The following is a 19,298-nucleotide window of genomic DNA, read 5'->3' on the forward strand; positions in this document are numbered from 1 at the left end:
CTCAGACCGTCCGGCCGCCCTCGATCCGCACGACCCGGTCGACCGTCCCCGCGGGCGGCGCCACGTGCGAGATGAGCAGCACCGACTGCTCCCCCGTCGCCTGCAGCAGGTCGCGCAGCAGAGCGTCGGAGGCCTCGGGGTCGACACCCGCCGTCGGCTCGTCCAGCACGAGCACCGGGAAGCCGCGGAGCAGCGCCCGAGCCAGAGCGATCCGCTGCGCCTGACCGCCGGACACCAGCGCACCGCGGTCGCCCACCCGCGCGTCGAGACCCCCGCGCTCGCGGACCCACGCCGCGAGGCCGACACGGTCGAGCACGGCGAGGAGCTCGTCATCGGTGGCGGTGTCCCTCGCGAAGAGCAGGTTCTGCCGCACGTCCTCGTCGAACAGCTGCGGCTGCTGCTCGCACAGACCGACGATGCGCCGCAGTGCCGGTCCGGACAGGGCTGCCGCGTCGAGGTCGCCGATCCGGTACTCGCCGTCCACGCGGAGGAAACCGACCAGTGCGGCCGCCAGCGAGCTCTTGCCCGCCCCGCTCGCTCCGGAGACGAGCACCCGCTCCCCGGGCGCGAGGTCGAGGTCCACGCCGGTCAACGCCGCCGCGCCTCCGGGCCAGTGCGCCGTGGCACCGCGCAGGACGAGGGCGGGCACACCCGCGACCTCGGCATCCTGCCCCGCGTCGGGCCGCAGCTCCGGCGGCATCCGTTCGGGCAGCACGTCCACGATGCGCTCCGCACTCGCGCGCACGCTCCGCCACGAGGCCGCGGCGATCGGCACGGCGCCGAACACCTCGAACACGACCATCGGCACGAGCACCGCGACCGCGAGCCACGGGGCGTCGATGACTCCCGTGGCGAGGCCCGGGGCCGCCACGGCGAGCGCCCACACGGATGCGGCCCCGGCCATCAGCGACACCACTCCGGCCGCGACGGCCTGCGCGAGCGACGCCCGACTGACCACGCGACGCAGCGCGGCGTCCGCGACGCGGATCCGCTCCCGCGCCTGCGCCTCCGCCCCGAACGCGAGGAGCACGTCGAGACTGCCGAAGTAGTCGACGAGGGCCGCGGACACCTCGGCGCGACGCGCCGAGACTGCAGCCTCCGCGCGGGAGCCGAAGATCCAGCCCAGTCCGACCGCCGCGAGCGCGGCGACGAGGAGGCAGACGGCGAGGGTGAGCGCGGCGGGTGGCGAGACGAAGGCGAGGAAGCCCACCGCTCCGAGGGCGACGACGCCCGAGACGGCAAGCGGCTGCACGACCCGGAGCGGGAGGTTCTGCAGGTTCTCCACGTCGTCGACGAGCGCCGCGAGCACCTGCCCGCGGTCGGTCGCGCCGAGCCCCGCCGGCGAGAGCGGGATGAGGCGGCGCACCATGTCGGAGCGGGTCGTCGCGAGCTGCCGGAGCGCGGCGTCGTGACCGCTCAGCCGCTCCAGGTACCGCGTGACAGCCCGGGTCACGGCGAAGAACCGCACCCCGACGACCGCGATGGACAGCGGCACGAGGGAGTCGACGATCGACGCGCTCACGATCAGCCAGCCGCTCACCGCGAGAAGGCTCACTGCGGCGGCCGCCGACAGCACCCCCCAGATCAGCCCGGGGAGGAAGCGGCGGAACGGCGGCTGCGCGAGCCGGAGCATGTCCCGGACCCGCTCGCTGCGCGTCGTCTCGGTCATGCGCTCACCCCCAGCGCCACGATCCGGTCGGCGATGTCCCTGGCCGAGCGGCGGTGCGAGACGAGGAGGATGGTCGCGCCGGCATCCGCCCGCGCGCGCAGCGACCGCCACAGCCGCACCTCGGTGTCGGCGTCGAGGGCGCTGGAAGGCTCATCGAGCGCGAGCATCCGCTCCGGGGCACCGTCGTGGCGGTACAGCGCCCTGGCCACCGCGACGCGCTGCGCCTGCCCTCCCGACAGCCCTGCGCCCTGCACGCCCAGCTCGCGGTCGGCCTCGATCCCCTCCGCGCACGCGGCGTCGAGGGCCCGGCGCACACGAGCGAGGTCGGGAGCCGCATCCCCGAGGGCGACGTTCTCCGCGACCGTGCCGCGCATCAGCCCCGGCGTCTGCCCGGCCCAGGCGAGCCATTCCGACGGCGCGAGCTCGACGACGTCCCGTCCGTCCCAGGTCGCGGTCCCCGTGTAGTCCACCGCTCCGCGGAGGGCGGCGAGCAGACTCGACTTCCCGGAGCCACTCGGTCCCTCGATCAGGGTCACCGTCCCCGGCTCCGCGACGAACGACACCGGCGGCAGGTCCCTCACCCGGAGCCCCTCGACCACGAGTCCGCGTGCCACCTGCACGACTCCGGCACGGCTGCCGGACGAGTCCACGGGGTTCGGTCGTGCATCCGTGTCTGGATCGTGCCGGCGCACCCCGCCGCGGTCCCGGTCGCGCGCCGCATCGAGCACATCGAACACGTCTTCCGTGGCCGCGACGCCCTCGGCCGCGGCGTGGAACTGCACGCCGACCTGACGGATGGGGAGGAAGGCCTCCGGGGCGAGCAGCAGCACGAAGAGCCCGACCTCCAGGCTCAGGTCTCCTGACAGCAGTCGGAAGCCGACCGCGACCGCGATGAGCGCGACAGCGAGCGACGACAGCAGCTCCATCGCGAACCCCGAGAGGAACGAGAACCGGAGCACCTTCATGGTCTCGCGGCGGTACTCGTCGGCGGTCACCTCGATGCGGTCGGCCGCCCGACGGTCCCGGCCGAACAGCCGCAGCGTCGACAGCCCCTGCACCGTGTCGGCGAAGCGGGCGGCGAGGTGCTGCAGCGTCTGCCACTGCTTCTTCTGCACCGTGCGGGTCGCGATGCCGATGAGGATGAGGAACAGCGGGATGAGCGGCAGGGTGATGACGGCGGTGAGCCCGCTCGGCCAGTCCTGCCACCACATGACCGCGACGAGCACGGGCGTCGCGATGACGGTGAGCACGAGTTGCGGGATGTACCGCGCGAAGTACGCGTCCAGGGCTTCCAGGCCGTGACCGGCGGTGACGGCGATCTGCGTCTGATTCCGCTGCGCGAGCCAGCCGGGACCGAGCCGTCCGACGGCCGCCACGAGTGCCGCGCGCAACTGCATCCCGGTCCGGGCGGCGGCCTGCGTGCCCGCCGCATCGGACGCGGCGATGAGCAGACCCCGCAGGAGGGCGGTCCCGAGCAGCCAGAGCAGGGTCGCGGTGACGTCGCGACCCGCGATGGCGCCGACCACCGCCTCGGTGAGCAGCCACGCGAAGGCGATCGTCACCGCGGTCTGGAAGACGCCGATCGCGGCCGACGCCAGGAGGAAACCCCGGGCGGCGGCCGCGTATCGGAGCAGCCTCGGATCGACGGGTTTCACGCGTGCGCCGGAGCCCCCTCGATCGACCGGCGGGTGACGCGCTTACGGAACACCCAGTAGGTCCAGGTCTGGTACGCGATGACCAGCGGGAGGGCGATCAGCGCGGTCCAGCTCATGATCTGCAGCGTATACGGAGTGCTGGACGCGTTGGCGATCGTGAGGCTGAACGCCGGGTCGATCGTCGAGGGCATCACGAACGGGAAGAGGGCGGAGAACAGCATGACGACGGCGAACATGACCGTGAGCATGCCGGCGAAGAACGCCCACCCGTCGCGGCGGACGAGCGAGAAGCCGACCGCCGCGATCAGGCTGACCGCCGCGAGCGCACCGGCTCCGATGACCAGCCACAGCAGCGGCGCCTCGCGGCCCATCGCGATCGCGACAGTCCAGACCACCGTCGCGGCTGCGACGAGGATCGTCGGGATGGCGGCCTTCTTCGCGAGCTTCCGGGCATCCTCGTGCACCTGGCCGTCCGTCTTCAGCGCGACGAACAGCACGCCGTGCAGGAAGAAGAGCAGCAGGGTCGTGACGCCGACCAGCAGCGCATACGGGTTCAGCAGCGAGAAGAAGCCGCCGACGTAGATGTGGTTCTCGTCGATCGCCACGCCCTGCACGATGTTGCCGAAGGCGACGCCCCAGAGCAGTGCCGGGACGACCGAGCCGATGACGATCATCCGGTCGAAGCCCTGCTTCCACTTCCGGCTCTCCCGCTGGTGGCGGTACTCGAACGAGACGCCGCGGAGGATGAGCGCGAGCAGGATGAGCAGCAGCGGCAGGTAGAACCCGCTGAACAGGGTGGCGTACCACTCGGGGAACGAGGCGAACAGCGAGGCCCCGGCCACGATGACCCACGTCTCGTTGAGGTCCCACACGGGACCGATCGTGTTGATGACCTGTCGCCGGGAGACATCGTCCTTGCCGAGGAACGGCAGCGACATGCCGACACCGAAGTCGAACCCGTCGAGGACGAAGTAGCCGACGAACAGGAAGGCGACCACCCAGAACCAGATCGTTGCGAGATCCATGATGCTCGTTCCTCTCAGTACACGACCGACGGCAGCTGAGCCGTCTCCTCATGGGGCTGTTCGTCGGTGTCCGGCCCCTTCTGGGCGGCCTTGACGATCAGCCGGACCTCGACCACCGCCAGCGCGGCGTAGATCGCGGTGAAGGCGATCAGCGAGATCAGGACCTCGAGTCCGCTCACCCCCGGCGAGACGCCGTCGCGGGTGGACATCAGACCGAACACGATCCACGGCTGTCGGCCCATCTCGGTGAACACCCAGCCCATGATGTTGGCGGCGAGCGCGAGCGGGAACGACCAGATCGCGACCTTCCACATCCACGGTGCGACCGGCTTCGTGGCCTTCTTGCGGGTGACCCAGAGGCCGGCGACGGCGACGAGGGCGGCGGCCATGCCGAGGCCGATCATCCAGCGGAACGACCAGTACGTGATCCACAGGACGGGGGCGAAGTCGGTGAGGCCGGTGCTCGCGTAGGTCTGGGCGTACTCGGCGTTCAGGTCGTTGATGCCGTGCACGCAGGCGTCGAGCGTGTGGGTCGACAGCAGCGACAGCAGGTACGGCACCCGGATCGAGAACAGCTCGGAGCTGCCGTCCGGCGTGCCCAGCGTGAAGATGCTGAAGGAGGCGTCGGCGCCGCAGACCGTGTTGAACGTCGCCTCCGCGGCGGCCATCTTCATCGGCTGCGCGGCGTACATCGCCAGGCCCAGCTGGTCACCGGTGAGCACGACGCCCGCGGTGGAGAAGATCATCGCCCAGAGGCCGAACTTCAGCGAGACGCGCATGGTGTCGAAGTGCTGCCCGCGGGCCAGGTGCCAGGCGGACACCGAGATCACGACACCGGCGGCGAACATGAGCGCGCCGAAGATGGTGTGCGGGAACGCGGCGAGGGCGACGGGGTTGGTCAGCAGCGCCCAGAAGTCGGTGAGCTCGGCGCGGTTGGTCACCTCGTTGTACGTGTAGCCGACCGGGTTCTGCATGAATGCGTTGGCGGCGATGATGAAGTACGCCGACAGGATGCTGCCGATCGAGACGCACCAGATGGTGGCGAGGTGGATCTTCTGCGGCAGCTTGTCCCAGCCGAAGATCCAGAGGCCGATGAAGGTCGCCTCGAAGAAGAACGCCAGCAGGCCCTCGAAGGCGAGCGGGGCGCCGAAGACGTCACCGACGAAGCGGGAGTAGTCCGACCAGTTCATACCGAACTGGAACTCCTGCACGATGCCGGTGACCACCCCCATCGCGAAGTTGATGAGGAAGATCTTGCCGAAGAAGCGGGTGAGGTGCAGGTACTGGACCTTGGCCGTGCGCACCCACGCCGTCTGGAAGATGGCGGCGACGAGCGCCATACCGATCGTCAGCGGGACGAAGAGGTAGTGGTAGACGGTCGTCAGCCCGAACTGCCATCGGGCCAGGGCGAGCGGATCAAGCCATTCCATGAGCGACTCCCGTTCTGTTCGACGCCTGCGCGGCGGTGTCGCGCAGCTGCACGGTGCATTCGGAGGGCAGCGCGGCCTCGCGCACGCACTGGGCTTCGAGCGGACCCCCCGCTTCTGCCAGGATGCCCTGCATCAGGCCGAGATGCACCTGGCACAGCATCGGGCGGTCCTCCGGCCGGCCGGCCGCGTGCGGGCACGGGCTCAGGTCGACGGTCAGCCCGCGGTCATCCACGACCGGCTCGAAACCGCTCTCCTCCAGGTGCTCGACGAGGGCGTCGAGCTGGTAGGTGGCGTCCCTCCCGAGGGCACTTCCGGTGCCGGGAAGGACGCTGCGGAGGAGGTCGCCGCGACGGGCGGCGGCCTTGGCCTTGTTCCGCGCGACCGGGCTGGAGGCGTCGGGGGCGCCGGTGGCGGCACGGTACAGCGTACGAGGACGGCCCCGGGTGGTGCGGTGCTCCACGGTCGGGATCACGTAGCCGCCCTCGATGAGCCGCTGGAGGTGCTCGCGCACCGTGTTCGGGTGCAGGCCGGTGGCCTCGCACAGGTCGCCGATCGCGAGTTCTCCGGGGGCACCGGAGTGACCGGCCTCGAAGAGGAGGTGCAGGATGCGCACCCGGGAGTAGCTGGAGATCGGCCCGCAGACGGACCCGCCGTTGGACATGTCTCAATTATCGGCCGGGACCGGTGGCCGCCGGGGGAACCGGGCCGTGAATAATCGCCTGGTCGATAGGGATGTCTGATCCCGCCGATAGCCTGGGGGCATGGCCACCCGGAAACCCGCTCCCCCCGCGTACGTCTGCACCGAGTGCGGGTGGACGACGGCCAAGTGGGTCGGCCGATGCGGGGAATGCCAGCAGTGGGGCACGGTCCAGGAGCAGGCCGTGCAGACCGGGATCCTCCGTCGCGTGAACGCGCTCGCCCCGACCGCCGATCGCGCCGCGCGACCGATCACGCAGATCACGACCCAGGATGCCCCGCGGCGCACGAGCGGCGTCGGCGAGTTCGACCGCGTGCTCGGCGGCGGCATCGTGCCGGGAGCCGCGATCCTCCTCAGCGGCGAGCCCGGCGTGGGCAAGTCGACCCTGCTGCTCGAGGTCGCCGCGCAAGCGGCGCGGAGCGGGCGACGGGTGCTGTACGCGAGCGCGGAGGAGTCGCCGGCCCAGGTGCGGCTGCGGGCGGAGCGGACGGGCGCGCTGCACGACGAGCTCTACCTCGCGAGCGAGACCGACCTCGCCACCATCCTCGGACACATCGACGAGGTGCAGCCGCAGCTCGTCATCGTCGACTCCGTGCAGACGGTGTCGTCGTCCCTCACCGACGGCGCGGCCGGTCAGCCCAGCCAGGTGCGGGAGGTCGCCGCGACCCTGATCCGGGTGGCGAAGGAGCGCGACCTTCCGATCATCATCGTCGGGCACGTGACCAAGGACGGCCAGGTCGCGGGGCCCCGGGTGCTGGAGCACCTCGTCGACGTCGTGTGTCACTTCGAGGGCGACCGGCAGACCTCGCTGCGCTTCATCCGGGCGCTGAAGAACCGCTTCGGCCCCACCGACGAGGTCGGCTGCTTCGAGATGACCGGAGACGGCATCGCCGAGGTCCCCGACCCGTCCGGTCTGTTCCTGTCGCAGGGCGCCTCCGAACCCGGGACCTGTGTGGCCATCTCCCTCGAGGGCCGTCGCGCTCTCCCGGTCGAGGTGCAGGCGCTCACCGTGCCGAGCAATGCCCCGAACCCCCGCCGCATCGTGCACGGCCTCGACTCCTCGCGGGTGGCCATGGTGCTGGCCATCCTCGAGCGCCGGGCGGGCGTGCCCACCGGCAGCCTCGACGTGTACGTGTCCACGGTCGGCGGCGTGCGGTTCACGGAGCCCGCGGCCGACCTCGCCATCGCGATCGCCGTCGCCGGATCCATCCAGATGATCTCGGTCCCGCGTACGGTCGCCGCCGTCGGCGAGCTCAGTCTCGCGGGTGAGGTGCGGCCGGTGACGCAGGCGGCGCAGCGGCGGTCCGAAGCCGCGCGACTCGGCTACGAGCAGGTCGTGGACGACCGTTCGAAGACGCTGCGTGCCGCGCTGGGAGACGTCAGGGCACGGAACAGCACCCGTCGGCCCGACCGGGACATCCCGCCGTTCTGAGCCGGAGCGGGGCTGAGGTCAGGCGTCGAGGGCCTTGAGCAGCTCCACCGGGTCGGCCTGCATCGGGTGCGGTCCTGCGATGTCGAGGAACACGGTCGTGATCGGGTGCGCGGAGAGGAACGCCCGCAGCCAGGTCGCGTCGTAGATGCCCACGCCGGGCGGCAGGTTCGCCGGCTTGTTCTTCGCGTCGCTGAACAGCAGGAGGGCGAGGTCACCCGAGTTCGGGTCGCGGTAGGTCCAGACCTCGCCGCTGTCGAGCGGGTTGTCGCGGGCGCCCGGCTTGATGAGCGGGACGACGGTGGTGCCGTGCCGCAGGGCGAGCGCGACTGCGGCGACGTCCTGCTTCTCGAGTGCGAGCGCGAGTGCTTCGGACCGGAAGTCCTCGGGGGCGGGCTTCTTCTTCGCGCTCTTCCCGGACTTCGCCTTCTTCGCTGCCATGCATCCAGCTTAGGCATCGGGGCGACGCGGCGGCGCCGGGGAAAGATTGGGGCCCTCTCGAGTCCTCCATTGGGGACTGGGGTACTCGAGAGGGCCCTCGGACTCTCGAGCGGCGGTGTCGAAGCGCTGGGGACGCTGTGATTCGACGCCACTGGGGATGGCATGTTGCCGCATATCGGGAGAGTCACCTCTATGGTATCCCAAAGAGTGAGCCCTGTCAGCACAAGTGCCGGTCACGCTCTCAGAACAAGAGGATCTGGGTGGTCGTGGCGCTGGGGAAACCGCCGATCGAGACACCCACGTGATACGAGGCCCCACCGCCGGGAGCCCGTTGCCGGTTCTCCTGCGCGCAGGTCTCGACGCTGGAGCGCGTGCGATCCCAGACGACCGGCTCCTTGCTCACCACGGTGGATCCCGCGGTGAGTGTGGCGATCATGCTGCTGGGGTTCTCCTGGCAGTCGGTCGACCGCCACCACACGTCCGAGCCACTGGAGACCGTGAAGACCTGGGTCGTGGAGCCGACGTCGATCGTGCAGTCCCTGGTCCCCTTGTTGGTCAGCGAGATGGAGAGCTTCGGCGAAGCACCGTCGGCGTACGACTCGGCATCCGTCACGGCCTTCACCTCGACGTCCTTCGCCTCGCACGCGACGACGGCCGGAGTGGCGTCCGCAGAGGGCGAGGGTGAGGGCGACGGCGAGGCTGACCCGGACGGCGTCGGACCGGCGGTGGCGGAGGAGGTCGGCGCGGGTGCGGTCCCCTGGCCGTCGGCGGCCGCCCACGGTCGTGCGACGAGGAGCCAGACGGAGGCTCCGACGAGCGCGAGGACGAGGAGCAGTCCCAACAGCACCGCCAACCGCCGACGACGATAGACGGCGGCGGAGTGACGGGGCATGCCTCCAGGTTAAGCGATCCCCCTCCACGAGCCTGGGAGGCGCGAGCGGTCGTCCGGGGCTGAGAGCACCTTGAGCATCCGGGTGTTGCCGAGCGTGTTCGGCTTCACGTGCGCGAGATCGAGGAACTCCTCGACGCCGGCGTCGCCGCTGCGCAGGAGCTGCGAGTACACGTCCGGATCGACGACCTGCTCCCCGATGGGGGTGAAGCCGCGACGGCCGAAGAAGTCGACCTCGAACGTGAGGCAGAACAGGCGCGTGAGTCCGAGCGCCCGCGCGTTCTCCTCGAGCCGCTCGACGATCGCCCGACCGACGCCGTGATGGAGCCAGTCGTCGCGGACGAGCAGGGTGCGCACCTCGCCGAGGTCCTCCCAGATCACGTGCAGCGCGCCGCAGCCGATCAGCTCGCCGTCGGCCTCGGCGACGACGAACTCCTGCACGGCGCCGTAGAGCACGGCGAGGTCCTTGCCGAGCAGGATGCGCTGCTCCACCATCGGCTGGAGCAGGTTCCGGATGCTGACGATGTCGGCGCTGCGGGCCGGCCGGACGATGTACGCGCTCACCCGACCAGCCTAGGACCCGCTCCTCCCGTCGGCTCTCAGACGGGGCACAGCTTCGGAGATGCCGACCGACACCCCGGCACCCAGAAGCTGCGCCCCGCGTGTCGTCTGTCATCTCCGAAGTTGTGGCCAGGAGGGCGGCGGAGCGGGGACGACGAAGGGGCGGATGCTGTCGCATCCGCCCCTTCGGGTGACCGGGTCGAGGATCAGTCGTTGCCGGTGATCGCCAGGTCGGGCGTGCCGGAGATCGCGCCGCCGCCGGTGTTGACACCGACCGCGACCTTCTCGCCGCGCGGGCCGTGCTCGAACAGGAACTCCCCGTCCTTCGCGTCGACCTTCACGTGGTCGCCCGAGTCGAGCTCGCCGTGCAGGATCTTCTCCGACAGACGGTCCTCGATCTCGTGCTGCATCGCGCGACGCAGCGGACGAGCACCCAGAGCCGGGTCGAAGCCGATCTCGATCAGGCGCTCCTTGGCCGACTGCGACAGCTCGATCGTCATGTCGCGGTCGAGCAGACGCTCGCCGAGGCGCTTCGTGAACAGGTCCACGATCTGCACCAGCTCGCTCTTGCTCAGCTGCGGGAAGACGATGATGTCGTCGACGCGGTTGAGGAACTCGGGCTTGAAGTGCCGCTTGAGCTCCTCGTTGACCTTGCCCTTCATCCGCTCGTAGCTCGTGGCGTTGTTGCCCTCGATCTGGAAGCCCACGGGGCCTCCGGCGATGTCACGCGCACCGAGGTTCGTGGTCATGATGATGACCGTGTTCTTGAAGTCCACGATCCGACCCTGGCCGTCGGTGAGGCGACCCTCCTCGAGGATCTGCAGCAGCGAGTTGAAGATGTCCGGGTGGGCCTTCTCGATCTCGTCGAAGAGGACCACGCTGAACGGCTTGCGCCGCACCTTCTCCGTGAGCTGGCCGCCCTCTTCGAAGCCGACGAACCCGGGAGGGGCACCGAACAGCCGCGAGACGGTGTGCTTCTCGCCGAACTCGCTCATGTCGAGCGAGATGAGCGCGGCCTCGTCGTCGAAGAGGAACTCCGCGAGCGCCTTGGCCAGCTCGGTCTTTCCGACGCCCGTGGGGCCGGCGAAGATGAACGAGCCGGAGGGACGCTTCGGGTCCTTGAGGCCGGCACGCTGACGACGGATGGTCTTGGAGAGGGCCGCGATGGCCTCCTCCTGACCGATGACGCGCTGGTGCAGCGCCTTCTCCATGAAGACGAGTCGGCTGGACTCCTCCTCCGTCAGCTTGAACACAGGGATGCCGGTCGCCTGGGCGAGCACCTCGGCGATCAGACCCTCGTCGACGACCGCCTGGGTCGCGACGTCGCCCGCACGCCACTGCTTCTCCAGACGCAGGCGCTCGGCGAGGAGGCTCTTCTCCTCATCGCGCAGGGAGGCGGCCTTCTCGAAGTCCTGCTCCTCGGAGGCGATCTCCTTCTGCTCGCGCACGGCGGCGATCTTCTCGTCGAACTCACGCAGCTCGGGCGGGCTGGACAGGATCGACAGACGCAGGCGGGCGCCGGCCTCGTCGATCAGGTCGATGGCCTTGTCCGGAAGGAACCGGTCGGAGACGTAGCGGTCGGCGAGGTTCGCCGCGGCCACGATCGCACCGTCGGTGATCTGCACCTTGTGGTGCGCCTCGTACCGGTCGCGCAGCCCCTTGAGGATGTTGATCGCGTGCGGCAGCGTCGGCTCGTTCACCTGCACCGGCTGGAAGCGGCGCTCGAGCGCGGCGTCCTTCTCGAAGTGCTTGCGGTACTCGTCGAGCGTGGTGGCGCCGATGGTCTGGAGCTCACCGCGCGCGAGCAGCGGCTTGAGGATGCTGGCCGCGTCGATCGCGCCCTCGGCGGCGCCCGCACCCACGAGGGTGTGGATCTCGTCGATGAAGACGATGATGTCGCCGCGCGTGCGGATCTCCTTGGTGACCTTCTTCAGCCGCTCCTCGAAGTCACCGCGGTAGCGGGACCCGGCGATGAGCGAACCGAGGTCGAGCGAGTAGAGCTGCTTGTCCTTCAGCGTCTCGGGCACATCGCCCTTGACGATCGCCTGGGCGAGGCCCTCGACGACGGCGGTCTTGCCGACGCCGGGCTCGCCGATCAGGACGGGGTTGTTCTTGGAGCGGCGGGAGAGGATCTGCATGACCCGCTCCGCCTCCTTCTCGCGCCCGATGACTGGGTCGAGCTTGTTGTCGCGTGCGGCCTGCGTGAGGTTGCGACCGAACTGGTCGAGCACCTGCGAGCCGCCCTGCGCACCCGACGGGGTGTCGTTGGACTGCGCGCCGACAGACGCGGGCTCGCGGCCCGGAGCGCCGGAGAGCAGCTGGATCACCTGCTGCCGCACCTTGTTGAGGTCGGCGCCCAGCTTGACGAGCACCTGAGCGGCCACGCCCTCACCCTCGCGGATGAGGCCGAGGAGGATGTGCTCGGTGCCGATGTAGTTGTGACCGAGCTGCAGGGCCTCGCGGAGGCTCAGCTCGAGCACCTTCTTGGCGCGCGGCGTGAACGGGATGTGGCCGGTCGGCTGCTGCTGACCCTGGCCGATGATGTCCTGCACCTGCTCGCGCACGGCGTCGAGGGAGATGCCGAGCGACTCCAGCGCCTTGGCTGCGACGCCCTCGCCCTCGTGGATGAGGCCGAGCAGGATGTGCTCGGTGCCGATGTAGTTGTGGTTGAGCATCTTCGCCTCTTCTTGGGCGAGGACGACCACTCGACGGGCTCGGTCCGTGAATCTCTCGAACATGTTGACTCCTTATTCGCACGGGGCGAAGACGCATGAAGCGCTTGTACATCGAGAGTAACGACCAGAAATGGCGGGTATGCCCGTGTTCGCCGTGGGCATAGCGAGGCCTTGACGGGTTTATCGACAGTCGTTATGTTAACGAAAGTCGATAAACACCGACCCACAGGAGGAGCACATGCTCGCCACGGAAAGACGCCCTTCGCTCGCCGACGGCATCGCGCTCGGGCTCATCGCCACCGGTGCCGTCAGCGTCGGGATCGGCGCGATCGTCGCGGTCGCCCAGGCCGCCGGCGCCCTGTTCTCCCCGTCGCCCACGGTCGCGATGCCGGTGCACGACGTCGACCTCTCCGCGCTCGACGGGGTGGCCGGGATCGAGGGTGCCGCCGTCGACTCCGCCCTCGTCACCCTCACCGCGCCGCCCACGGGCGCCCGCTGGCTGCTGCTCCTGGAGACGGCGCTGCCCGCGCTCGCCACCGTGGCCCTGTGCGCGGTCGTCTGGTGGCTGGGCGTCTCCCTCATCCGCTCCCGCCCGTTCCGCGCCTCCCTCGGGTGGATGTTCGCCGTCGCCGCCTGTCTGCTGATGGCGGGCACGCTGTTCGGCCAGCTCGCCGGCGGCATCGGCCGGGCCGAGATCGTGAAGGACCTCGCCGCGACCGACCCCGCGGTCGAGGACGTGCTGTGGACGCTGCTCATGGAGTTCGACCTCGCACCCGTGGGGTGGGCGTTCGCGCTGGCTCTCGTGGCCGGCGTCTTCACCATCGGCCGCCGCCTGCAGCGCGACACGGAGGGACTGGTCTGATGGCCACCACCACCACCCGCTCCGAGCGGGCCGATGCGATCACCGTCATCCTCTATGCGGTGGCGGCCCTCGTGACCGTCGGCATCGCGACGGTGCTCCGCGTGGGCAGCACCTTCCGCGACGATGGGATCGCGTGGACGCTCCCCATCGACGAGCAGCCGATCTCGGCGACCACCGATTCCGGGCAGATCTCGATCGAGGGCATCGCGCAGGAGGCGATGGTCTTCGCGACGGGGGTGAACAGCGTGTCGATCGCCGCCATCGTCGCCGCCATCGCGCTGTGGGCCCTGGCCGCCGTCGCCGTGATCGGCGCGGTCACGCTCGTCGCTTGGAACTTCCTCCGCGGACGGTTCTTCGTGCCGGGCAATGCGCGCGCCTTCGACGTGATCGGCTGGACACTGGTGCTCGCGCCGATGGCGATCGTGATGCTCGAGACGATGGGACGCAACGGCGTGACCGCGGCCCTCGGCCTCGGCGACGGGGAACCCGTGCACCCGATCGAGTTCTGGGCGATCGCGCCGATCTTCGCCACCGGAGTCACCGTCGGCCTCATCGCCGTCGCGTTCCGTCGCGGCATCCGGCTGCAACAGGAGAAGGTCGTGCTGGAGAAGGAGACGGAGGGACTGGTCTGATGATCTCGTTCGGTTCGGAGGCCGTCTGGCCGTCTCTGCTCAACATCGGGATCGCGCTCGCGGTCTGCGCGGCCGTCGTCGCCCTCGTGGTCTGGAACAGCCGTCGCCGTGGCAGTCGCACGGTCGCCCTCGACGCGGCGCTCACGCTGTCCGGGTGGTGGATCACGCTCTCCGCGCTAGGCGCGGTGGTCATCGTCGTCAAGGCCTTCACCGTGGACTGGGCGGAGCTGCACGGTGCGACGACGGTCTTCCTCGACTGGCCCTCGAGCCTCCCGTGCTCGGAATACGGCGACAGCACGACGACCATGCTCACCTGCGGCGGCACGGAGCTGTCGGACTTCACGGTGGGCAACGCCTCGCTCGCGCTGCGCCTCCTCGCTGCGGCCGCACAGCTCAGCACCCTCGCCCTGACCACGATCCCCGCCGTGGTCCTCGCGCTCATCTGCTTCCACACCCTCCGCGGCCGCGCGTTCTCCCGCACCGTGACCCGCGCCCTCGTCGGGGGAGCGATCGCGTTCGGGGTGCTGGGCGTTCTCTCGGACCTCCTCAACGGCATCGCCGCCACCACCGGACTGCGGGAGGCCCTGCCGGCGGACAGCACCTGGTATCCGCAGACCTACTGGCTCACCGTGACACCGCTGCCGTTCGCCGCGGCGCTCGGCCTCCTCGCCCTCGCGGCGGTGTTCCGTCAGGGCATGCGCGTGGAGCAGGAGCGGGCCGCCCTGGAGCGCGAGACGGAGGGCCTGGTGTGAGCCCGGCGGAGAGCGACGACGAGTTCACGGGCATCCACTGCCGTCTGGATGAGCTGCTGGTCGCCCGCGGGATGACGCTGACGGAACTGAGCGCCGCCGTGGGCGTCAGCATCGTGAACCTGTCCGTGCTGAAGAACGACCGCGCCCGCGCGATCCGATACTCCACGTTGCGGGCCATCTGCGAAGCGCTCGACTGCGAGGTCGGCGACCTCCTCGTCCTCGCCGATCGCTGACTCCCGTCGACCCGCCCCCTTGAGCGCGCCCCGGCCTCTTGCGGACGCACGCAGGGGGCCGGGACGCACGAAGAGGGGTGGGTCGGCGGAAGGGCGAGCACGGTCACACAGTGGATTGCAAGCCCCTTCTATGAGTCGGCTGTGAGTGGATACGGTCGTCCCATGATCAGCACCCGCACCCCCTCGCGTCGCGGCCTCCGCCTCCTGGCGATCGTCCCGGCCGCTGCCCTCGCCTTCTCCCTCGCCGCCTGCGCCGGAGAGAGCCGCCCCTCGGTCGACGATGTCGCCGACGGCATCCAGAAGGTCTTCGAGGGCACCCCGCAGGAAGAGGCCATGACCGACGATGCCGCCACCTGCCTGGCCGAGGCCCTGGTCGACTCCGACCTCAGTGATGAGACGCTCGGCTACATCGCCGACGGCGAGGACAAGCAGCGGGACGAGGCAGACAAGGCCCTGACGACCCAGATCATCCAGGACAACCTCCAAGACTGCGTCACGCCCTGAGGGCGGGATCGCAGCGAGGGATGACGGCCTCGGGAGGGCGGCCGTCATCCTTCGTCATATCCGCCCAGGGAATTCTCAGGCTCTCCTAGCGTTGAGCCTCATGGCGTGCACCCGGCGCGCCGCGATTCTGGAGTCCCCACCTCAATGAGCACCACCGCACGCGCCCAGAAGGCGCCAGACACCCGCGGGCCGGTCCGGAAGCTGCTGACCTCGTTCGGCTTCCAGATCATCGCCGCCCTCGTCCTCGGCATCGCCGCCGGTCTGATCGGCCGCCAGCTCGGCGCCACGGCCGAGAACCCGACCGCCCTGTCGGCCACCCTCGACACGATCGGCAGCTCCTACGTGACGCTGCTCCGCGCGGCCGTCGTCCCGCTGATCTTCACCGCGATCGTCGCCAGCATCTCGAACCTCCGTCGCGTGCAAAATGCCGCCCGCCTCGCCGGACAGACGATCCTGTGGTTCGCGATCACCGCTTTCATCGCTGTCATCATCGGCATCGTCCTCGGCCTCGTGATCCAGCCGGGCAGCCACGCCGGCGACGGCCTGGAGCCCGGCGAGCCGTACACGGTCGGCACCTGGTGGAACTTCCTGCTCGGTCTCATCCCGCAGAACTTCCTCGGCCTGACCGTCAGCACCTCCCCCGGCGCCGCCGAGGGTACGTTCACCTCGAGCGTCGGCTTCAACATCCTCCAGGTGATCGTGGTCGCGGCCGTCGTCGGCATCGCGGCGCTCAAGGCCGGCAAGAAGGCCGAGCCGTTCCTCGTCTTCACCGAGTCGCTGCTCAAGGTCATCCAGCGCGTGCTGTGGTGGATCATCCGCATCGCGCCCCTGGGCACGTTCGGCCTCATCGGCTCCGCCGTCATCAAGTACGGCTGGGAGAAGCTCGCCTCCCTCGGCTGGTTCGCGGGCGCGGTCTACATCGGCCTCGCTCTCGTGCTGTTCGTCGTGTATCCGATCCTGGTGCGCACGCACGGCCTCTCCATCAAGCAGTACTTCTCGGGTGTGTGGCCCGCAGTGCAGCTCGCTTTCGTGAGCCGCTCCTCGATCGGCACGCTCCCCCTCACGGAGCGCGTGACCGAGCGCAACCTCGGCGTCCCCCGCTCCTACGCCTCGTTCGCGGTGCCGCTGGGCGCGACGACGAAGATGGACGGCTGCGCCGCGATCTACCCGGCCATCGCCGCGATCTTCGTGGCGCAGTTCTTCGGCATCGAGCTGAACTTCGTGCAGTACCTGCTGATCGTGATCGTCTCGGTCGTCGGTTCCGCCGCCACCGCCGGCACCACGGGCGCGGTCGTCATGCTCACGCTGACGCTGTCGACCCTGGGACTGCCGCTCGAGGGCGTCGGTCTGCTGCTCGCGATCGACCCGATCCTCGACATGGGCCGTACGGCCGTGAATGTCGCGGGTCAGGCACTCGTCCCCGCGATCGTCGCGAAGCGCGAAGGCATCCTCGACGAGGAGCTCTACAACGCACCCCGCGAGGGCCTGCCCTTCGCCGACGACTCCGGCGACGACGCCCCCGAGGCCGACGCCGCTTCCACCCCGGAGCCCGCCGGCGCGCGCTGACCCGGTCTCCTTACGAGCGCCCCACTTCCTTCCGGAGGTGGGGCGCTCTTGTCTCCCCTCCCCACCCCCGTCGACCCACCCCTTTGCGTGCGTCCCGGCCCGTTGCGGGCGGTCGCAGAGGGGTGGGTCGACCGGAAGGGGGTGGGTCGAGGGGAAGGAGGGGTCAGCTGCGACTCAGGGGGCGGGTCGCGCCACGGGTGTCGAGCGCGAGCTCCTCGGCGTCCATCGCGGCAAGCAGCTCCCGCATGACCTCCTCGTCGAGCTCCCCGGCATCGCGCTCCGCGACGAGGATCTCCCGTCGCACCTGCAGCCATCCCTTGGTCAGCGCGACGAGGTCGTCGTAGGACGGGCGGGCCACCGTGTCCTCGACCTGCTGTGCGTCGTCGGTGTCCTTCTCCACCCGGGTCATGCGCTTCGTGAACGCGTCGAACATGCCGAGGTCGACCTCGCCGTGCTTCTGCTCCCACTCCCGACGCTTCTCGGCGAGATAGGCCTTGCCCGCCTCGCGGCTCTTGGCCTTGACCGTCTCCAACGCCGCGACGTCCTCCTCGTGCTCCTCATCCCCGGCGATCTCCAAGCGCCGGATGAGCAGCGGCAGCGTGAGCCCCTGCAGCAGGAGCGTGCCGACGGTGACGATGAAGGCGACCACGACGATGGCGTGCGCGGCCTCGGTGTCGAGCCCGGCCAGATCGGCGGCGGCCACCGCGATCGCCAGGGTCACCACGCCGCGCATGCCCGCCCAGGAGATGACCGCGTTGTCCTTCCACGTGAGCCGCAGACCCGCCATGCGCTCCCGCACGATCTGCGTCCGCAGCTCGTCCGTGCTCTGGTCCCGCCACCGCCGGGACCGCCGGCGACGCTCGTCGAACTCCCCGGACGCGATGCCACGGTCCATGCGTGCGAGCCGGCGGCGGTCCTGGAAGTTCGACCACGCGCTGATCGGGTAGATGTAGAGCGGCCGGACGACGAGCACCACGAGCAGCACGGCGCCGGAGAGCAGGAGGATGTGCCCCACCGACTCGCTGCCGAGGTCGTTGAGCACCCGCGGGAACTGGAGGCCGATGTAGGCGAACACGAAGCTCTCCAGCAGCAGGTCGGCCGACAGCCACAGCGGCGCCTCCTGCTGCCGGGTCGTGTAATCGGTGCGCGGGGCGTTGAAGCCGACGAAGAGGCCCATGGCCACGACCGCGAGCACGCCGGAGCCGAGCAGATGCTCCGCGATGTTGTACGCGCCGAACGGGGCCAGAAGACCGAAGGTGCCGATCACGACCGGGTCGCCGATGCGCATCCGGAGCTGATGCAGCACGATCCCGAAGACGAGCCCGATCCCCACCCCTACGCCGACCGCGAGGAGGAACTGACCGACGCCGCCCCCGATCGACACGGTCGCCCCGGCGAGGATCGCGGCGAACACCCGGTAGAGCGTGAGCGAGGTCGCGTCGTTGATGAGGCTCTCCCCCGACAGCACCGTCATGATGCGGCGGGGCAGACCGAGACGACGACCGATCGCCGCCGCCGACACCGCGTCCGGCGGAGCGACAATGGCCCCGAGCAGCAGCGCGCCCGGCAGCGTGAGCGACGGCAGGATCCACCAGGCCACGAGTCCGACGGCGAACGCGGTGAGCAGCACCAGCCAGATCCCGAGACGGCGGATCTGCGGGAGGCTGCGCTTGAACCCGACGAACGACACGTCGAGGGCGGCGGAGTACAGCAACGGCGGCAGCACGAGGCCGAGCAGCAGGTGCCCGTCGATCTCCAGTTCCGGCACGAACGGCAGGAACGACGCGGCCAGCGCGACGACGGTCACGAGCAGCGGTGCGGGCCATCCTCGCCACCGCGCGACGGCGGCCACGGCGACGGCTCCGACGAGGACGTAGAAGATCCCGGCTTCCATGCGGAAAGCGTAGCGGCGTCGTCCGCGCTCCCCGGTCCGCGGAGCATGGGCGGGGTGTCAGTCGCGGACGGGGCGCTCCCGTCCCGGCCCGTCCGCATCGAGGGCTTCGCGGAGGCCCGCGTTCTCGTCTTGCAGGTCGAGGACCCGCGCGATCCCGGCGATGTTGATGCCGTCCCCGCGGAGTTCGGCCGCGCGACGCAGGCGGGTGATGTCGTCGTCGCTGTACCGACGCGTGCCGCCGTCACTGCGAGCGGGCGCGAGAAGCCCCTTGCTCTCGAAGAGTCGGATCGTCGCCTCCGGCAGGTCGACGAGCTGGGCGGCGACGGCGATGCCGTAGAGCGGGGTGCGCGAGTCGCGTGCGGTCATCCGGGTGTCCTCAGGTCG

Annotated in this window: 18 protein-coding genes; 7 read left to right on the plus strand and 11 right to left on the minus strand. The window is 70.1% G+C overall.

The window, feature by feature from the left end; translation table 11 throughout:
- Nucleotide 1: 1 nt before the first annotated feature.
- The 5 genes from cydC to AB0P08_RS15555 are packed head-to-tail and all read right to left on the minus strand — an operon-like array spanning nucleotide 2 to nucleotide 6,440.
- Nucleotides 2–1,669 (minus strand): thiol reductant ABC exporter subunit CydC, encoded by a 1,668-nt coding sequence (gene cydC, locus AB0P08_RS15535; protein WP_363590454.1) that lies wholly within the window; start codon nucleotides 1,667–1,669, stop codon nucleotides 2–4.
- Nucleotides 1,666–3,324 (minus strand): thiol reductant ABC exporter subunit CydD, encoded by a 1,659-nt coding sequence (cydD, locus tag AB0P08_RS15540; RefSeq protein WP_363590455.1) that lies wholly within the window; start codon nucleotides 3,322–3,324, stop codon nucleotides 1,666–1,668. Before cydD ends, cydC begins: the two co-directional genes overlap by 4 nt.
- A complete protein-coding gene (cydB, locus tag AB0P08_RS15545; RefSeq protein WP_187662432.1) occupies nucleotides 3,321–4,349 on the minus strand; it encodes a cytochrome d ubiquinol oxidase subunit II in 1,029 nt (342 codons plus the stop codon). Before cydB ends, cydD begins: the two co-directional genes overlap by 4 nt.
- Before the next feature lie 14 nt (nucleotides 4,350–4,363).
- Entirely contained in the window at nucleotides 4,364–5,779 is a 1,416-nt protein-coding gene (locus AB0P08_RS15550) for a cytochrome ubiquinol oxidase subunit I (RefSeq protein ID WP_363590456.1), read from the minus strand.
- A complete protein-coding gene (locus AB0P08_RS15555) occupies nucleotides 5,766–6,440 on the minus strand; it encodes a helix-turn-helix transcriptional regulator (RefSeq protein ID WP_363590457.1) in 675 nt (224 codons plus the stop codon). Before AB0P08_RS15555 ends, AB0P08_RS15550 begins: the two co-directional genes overlap by 14 nt.
- 100 nt (nucleotides 6,441–6,540) lie before the next feature.
- On the opposite strand from AB0P08_RS15555, the gene radA reads away from it, so the two are divergent.
- Nucleotides 6,541–7,908 carry a DNA repair protein RadA gene (radA, locus tag AB0P08_RS15560; protein WP_315636237.1) on the plus strand — a complete coding sequence of 456 codons (1,368 nt, stop codon included), beginning with the start codon at nucleotides 6,541–6,543 and terminating at the stop codon, nucleotides 7,906–7,908.
- Between the two features lie 18 nt (nucleotides 7,909–7,926).
- Here radA and AB0P08_RS15565 read toward each other — a convergent pair whose 3' ends face one another.
- The 4 genes from AB0P08_RS15565 to AB0P08_RS15580 all read right to left on the minus strand — a co-directional run bounded on the left by AB0P08_RS15565 (nucleotide 7,927) and on the right by AB0P08_RS15580 (nucleotide 12,534).
- The gene (locus AB0P08_RS15565; RefSeq protein ID WP_187662436.1) at nucleotides 7,927–8,346 is read right to left on the minus strand and encodes a dehydrogenase; all 420 of its coding nucleotides are present in this window, start codon (nucleotides 8,344–8,346) and stop codon (nucleotides 7,927–7,929) included.
- A gap of 241 nt (nucleotides 8,347–8,587) precedes the next feature.
- Nucleotides 8,588–9,238: a hypothetical protein gene (locus AB0P08_RS15570; protein ID WP_187662437.1), complete on the minus strand. Its 651-nt coding sequence runs from the start codon at nucleotides 9,236–9,238 to the stop codon at nucleotides 8,588–8,590.
- Between the two features lie 9 nt (nucleotides 9,239–9,247).
- A complete protein-coding gene (locus AB0P08_RS15575) occupies nucleotides 9,248–9,799 on the minus strand; it encodes an amino-acid N-acetyltransferase (RefSeq protein ID WP_363590458.1) in 552 nt (183 codons plus the stop codon).
- A 203-nt stretch (nucleotides 9,800–10,002) separates the two neighbouring features.
- A complete protein-coding gene (locus tag AB0P08_RS15580; RefSeq protein WP_071329948.1) occupies nucleotides 10,003–12,534 on the minus strand; it encodes an ATP-dependent Clp protease ATP-binding subunit in 2,532 nt (843 codons plus the stop codon).
- 175 nt (nucleotides 12,535–12,709) lie between these two features.
- On the opposite strand from AB0P08_RS15580, the gene AB0P08_RS15585 reads away from it, so the two are divergent.
- The 6 genes from AB0P08_RS15585 to AB0P08_RS15610 all read left to right on the plus strand — a co-directional run bounded on the left by AB0P08_RS15585 (nucleotide 12,710) and on the right by AB0P08_RS15610 (nucleotide 17,020).
- Nucleotides 12,710–13,333 carry a hypothetical protein gene (locus AB0P08_RS15585; RefSeq protein ID WP_363446514.1) on the plus strand — a complete coding sequence of 208 codons (624 nt, stop codon included), beginning with the start codon at nucleotides 12,710–12,712 and terminating at the stop codon, nucleotides 13,331–13,333.
- Nucleotides 13,333–13,965 (plus strand): hypothetical protein, encoded by a 633-nt coding sequence (locus AB0P08_RS15590; RefSeq protein WP_363590459.1) that lies wholly within the window; start codon nucleotides 13,333–13,335, stop codon nucleotides 13,963–13,965. Before AB0P08_RS15585 ends, AB0P08_RS15590 begins: the two co-directional genes overlap by 1 nt.
- The gene (locus AB0P08_RS15595; RefSeq protein WP_363590460.1) at nucleotides 13,965–14,717 is read left to right on the plus strand and encodes a hypothetical protein; all 753 of its coding nucleotides are present in this window, start codon (nucleotides 13,965–13,967) and stop codon (nucleotides 14,715–14,717) included. The genes AB0P08_RS15590 and AB0P08_RS15595 overlap by 1 nt, the downstream gene beginning before the upstream one ends.
- Nucleotides 14,714–14,950, plus strand: a complete 237-nt coding sequence (locus AB0P08_RS15600) for a helix-turn-helix domain-containing protein (RefSeq protein WP_071329944.1) — start codon at nucleotides 14,714–14,716, stop codon at nucleotides 14,948–14,950. The genes AB0P08_RS15595 and AB0P08_RS15600 overlap by 4 nt, the downstream gene beginning before the upstream one ends.
- A gap of 162 nt (nucleotides 14,951–15,112) precedes the next feature.
- The gene (locus tag AB0P08_RS15605; RefSeq protein WP_187662441.1) at nucleotides 15,113–15,454 is read left to right on the plus strand and encodes a hypothetical protein; all 342 of its coding nucleotides are present in this window, start codon (nucleotides 15,113–15,115) and stop codon (nucleotides 15,452–15,454) included.
- A gap of 144 nt (nucleotides 15,455–15,598) precedes the next feature.
- The gene (locus AB0P08_RS15610; protein ID WP_363590461.1) at nucleotides 15,599–17,020 is read left to right on the plus strand and encodes a dicarboxylate/amino acid:cation symporter; all 1,422 of its coding nucleotides are present in this window, start codon (nucleotides 15,599–15,601) and stop codon (nucleotides 17,018–17,020) included.
- Between the two features lie 163 nt (nucleotides 17,021–17,183).
- On the opposite strand, the gene AB0P08_RS15615 is transcribed toward AB0P08_RS15610, so the two are convergent.
- Nucleotides 17,184–18,914, minus strand: coding sequence for a cation:proton antiporter (locus tag AB0P08_RS15615; protein ID WP_187662443.1), 1,731 nt, complete (start codon nucleotides 18,912–18,914; stop codon nucleotides 17,184–17,186).
- A 57-nt stretch (nucleotides 18,915–18,971) separates the two neighbouring features.
- On the minus strand, nucleotides 18,972–19,280 hold the full coding sequence (locus AB0P08_RS15620) for a MerR family transcriptional regulator (protein ID WP_187662444.1): 309 nt from the start codon (nucleotides 19,278–19,280) through the stop codon (nucleotides 18,972–18,974).
- Between the last annotated feature and the right edge of the window lie 18 nt (nucleotides 19,281–19,298).

The organism is Microbacterium meiriae, from assembly GCF_040686935.1.
Taxonomy (GTDB): domain Bacteria; phylum Actinomycetota; class Actinomycetes; order Actinomycetales; family Microbacteriaceae; genus Microbacterium; species Microbacterium meiriae.

Excerpts from the sequence above, each read along its gene's own strand:
- cydC (WP_363590454.1), bottom strand. The coding sequence starts at position 1,669 with ATGACCGAGACGACGCGCAGCGAGCGGGTCCGGGACATGCTCCGGCTC.
- cydB (WP_187662432.1), bottom strand. The coding sequence starts at position 4,349 with ATGGATCTCGCAACGATCTGGTTCTGGGTGGTCGCCTTCCTGTTCGTC.
- AB0P08_RS15550 (WP_363590456.1), bottom strand. The coding sequence starts at position 5,779 with ATGGAATGGCTTGATCCGCTCGCCCTGGCCCGATGGCAGTTCGGGCTG.
- AB0P08_RS15555 (WP_363590457.1), bottom strand. The coding sequence starts at position 6,440 with ATGTCCAACGGCGGGTCCGTCTGCGGGCCGATCTCCAGCTACTCCCGG.
- radA (WP_315636237.1), top strand. The coding sequence starts at position 6,541 with ATGGCCACCCGGAAACCCGCTCCCCCCGCGTACGTCTGCACCGAGTGC.
- AB0P08_RS15565 (WP_187662436.1), bottom strand. The coding sequence starts at position 8,346 with ATGGCAGCGAAGAAGGCGAAGTCCGGGAAGAGCGCGAAGAAGAAGCCC.
- AB0P08_RS15570 (WP_187662437.1), bottom strand. The coding sequence starts at position 9,238 with ATGCCCCGTCACTCCGCCGCCGTCTATCGTCGTCGGCGGTTGGCGGTG.
- AB0P08_RS15580 (WP_071329948.1), bottom strand. The coding sequence starts at position 12,534 with ATGTTCGAGAGATTCACGGACCGAGCCCGTCGAGTGGTCGTCCTCGCC.
- AB0P08_RS15585 (WP_363446514.1), top strand. The coding sequence starts at position 12,710 with ATGCTCGCCACGGAAAGACGCCCTTCGCTCGCCGACGGCATCGCGCTC.
- AB0P08_RS15590 (WP_363590459.1), top strand. The coding sequence starts at position 13,333 with ATGGCCACCACCACCACCCGCTCCGAGCGGGCCGATGCGATCACCGTC.
- AB0P08_RS15595 (WP_363590460.1), top strand. The coding sequence starts at position 13,965 with ATGATCTCGTTCGGTTCGGAGGCCGTCTGGCCGTCTCTGCTCAACATC.
- AB0P08_RS15605 (WP_187662441.1), top strand. The coding sequence starts at position 15,113 with ATGATCAGCACCCGCACCCCCTCGCGTCGCGGCCTCCGCCTCCTGGCG.
- AB0P08_RS15610 (WP_363590461.1), top strand. The coding sequence starts at position 15,599 with ATGAGCACCACCGCACGCGCCCAGAAGGCGCCAGACACCCGCGGGCCG.
- AB0P08_RS15615 (WP_187662443.1), bottom strand. The coding sequence starts at position 18,914 with ATGGAAGCCGGGATCTTCTACGTCCTCGTCGGAGCCGTCGCCGTGGCC.
- AB0P08_RS15620 (WP_187662444.1), bottom strand. The coding sequence starts at position 19,280 with ATGACCGCACGCGACTCGCGCACCCCGCTCTACGGCATCGCCGTCGCC.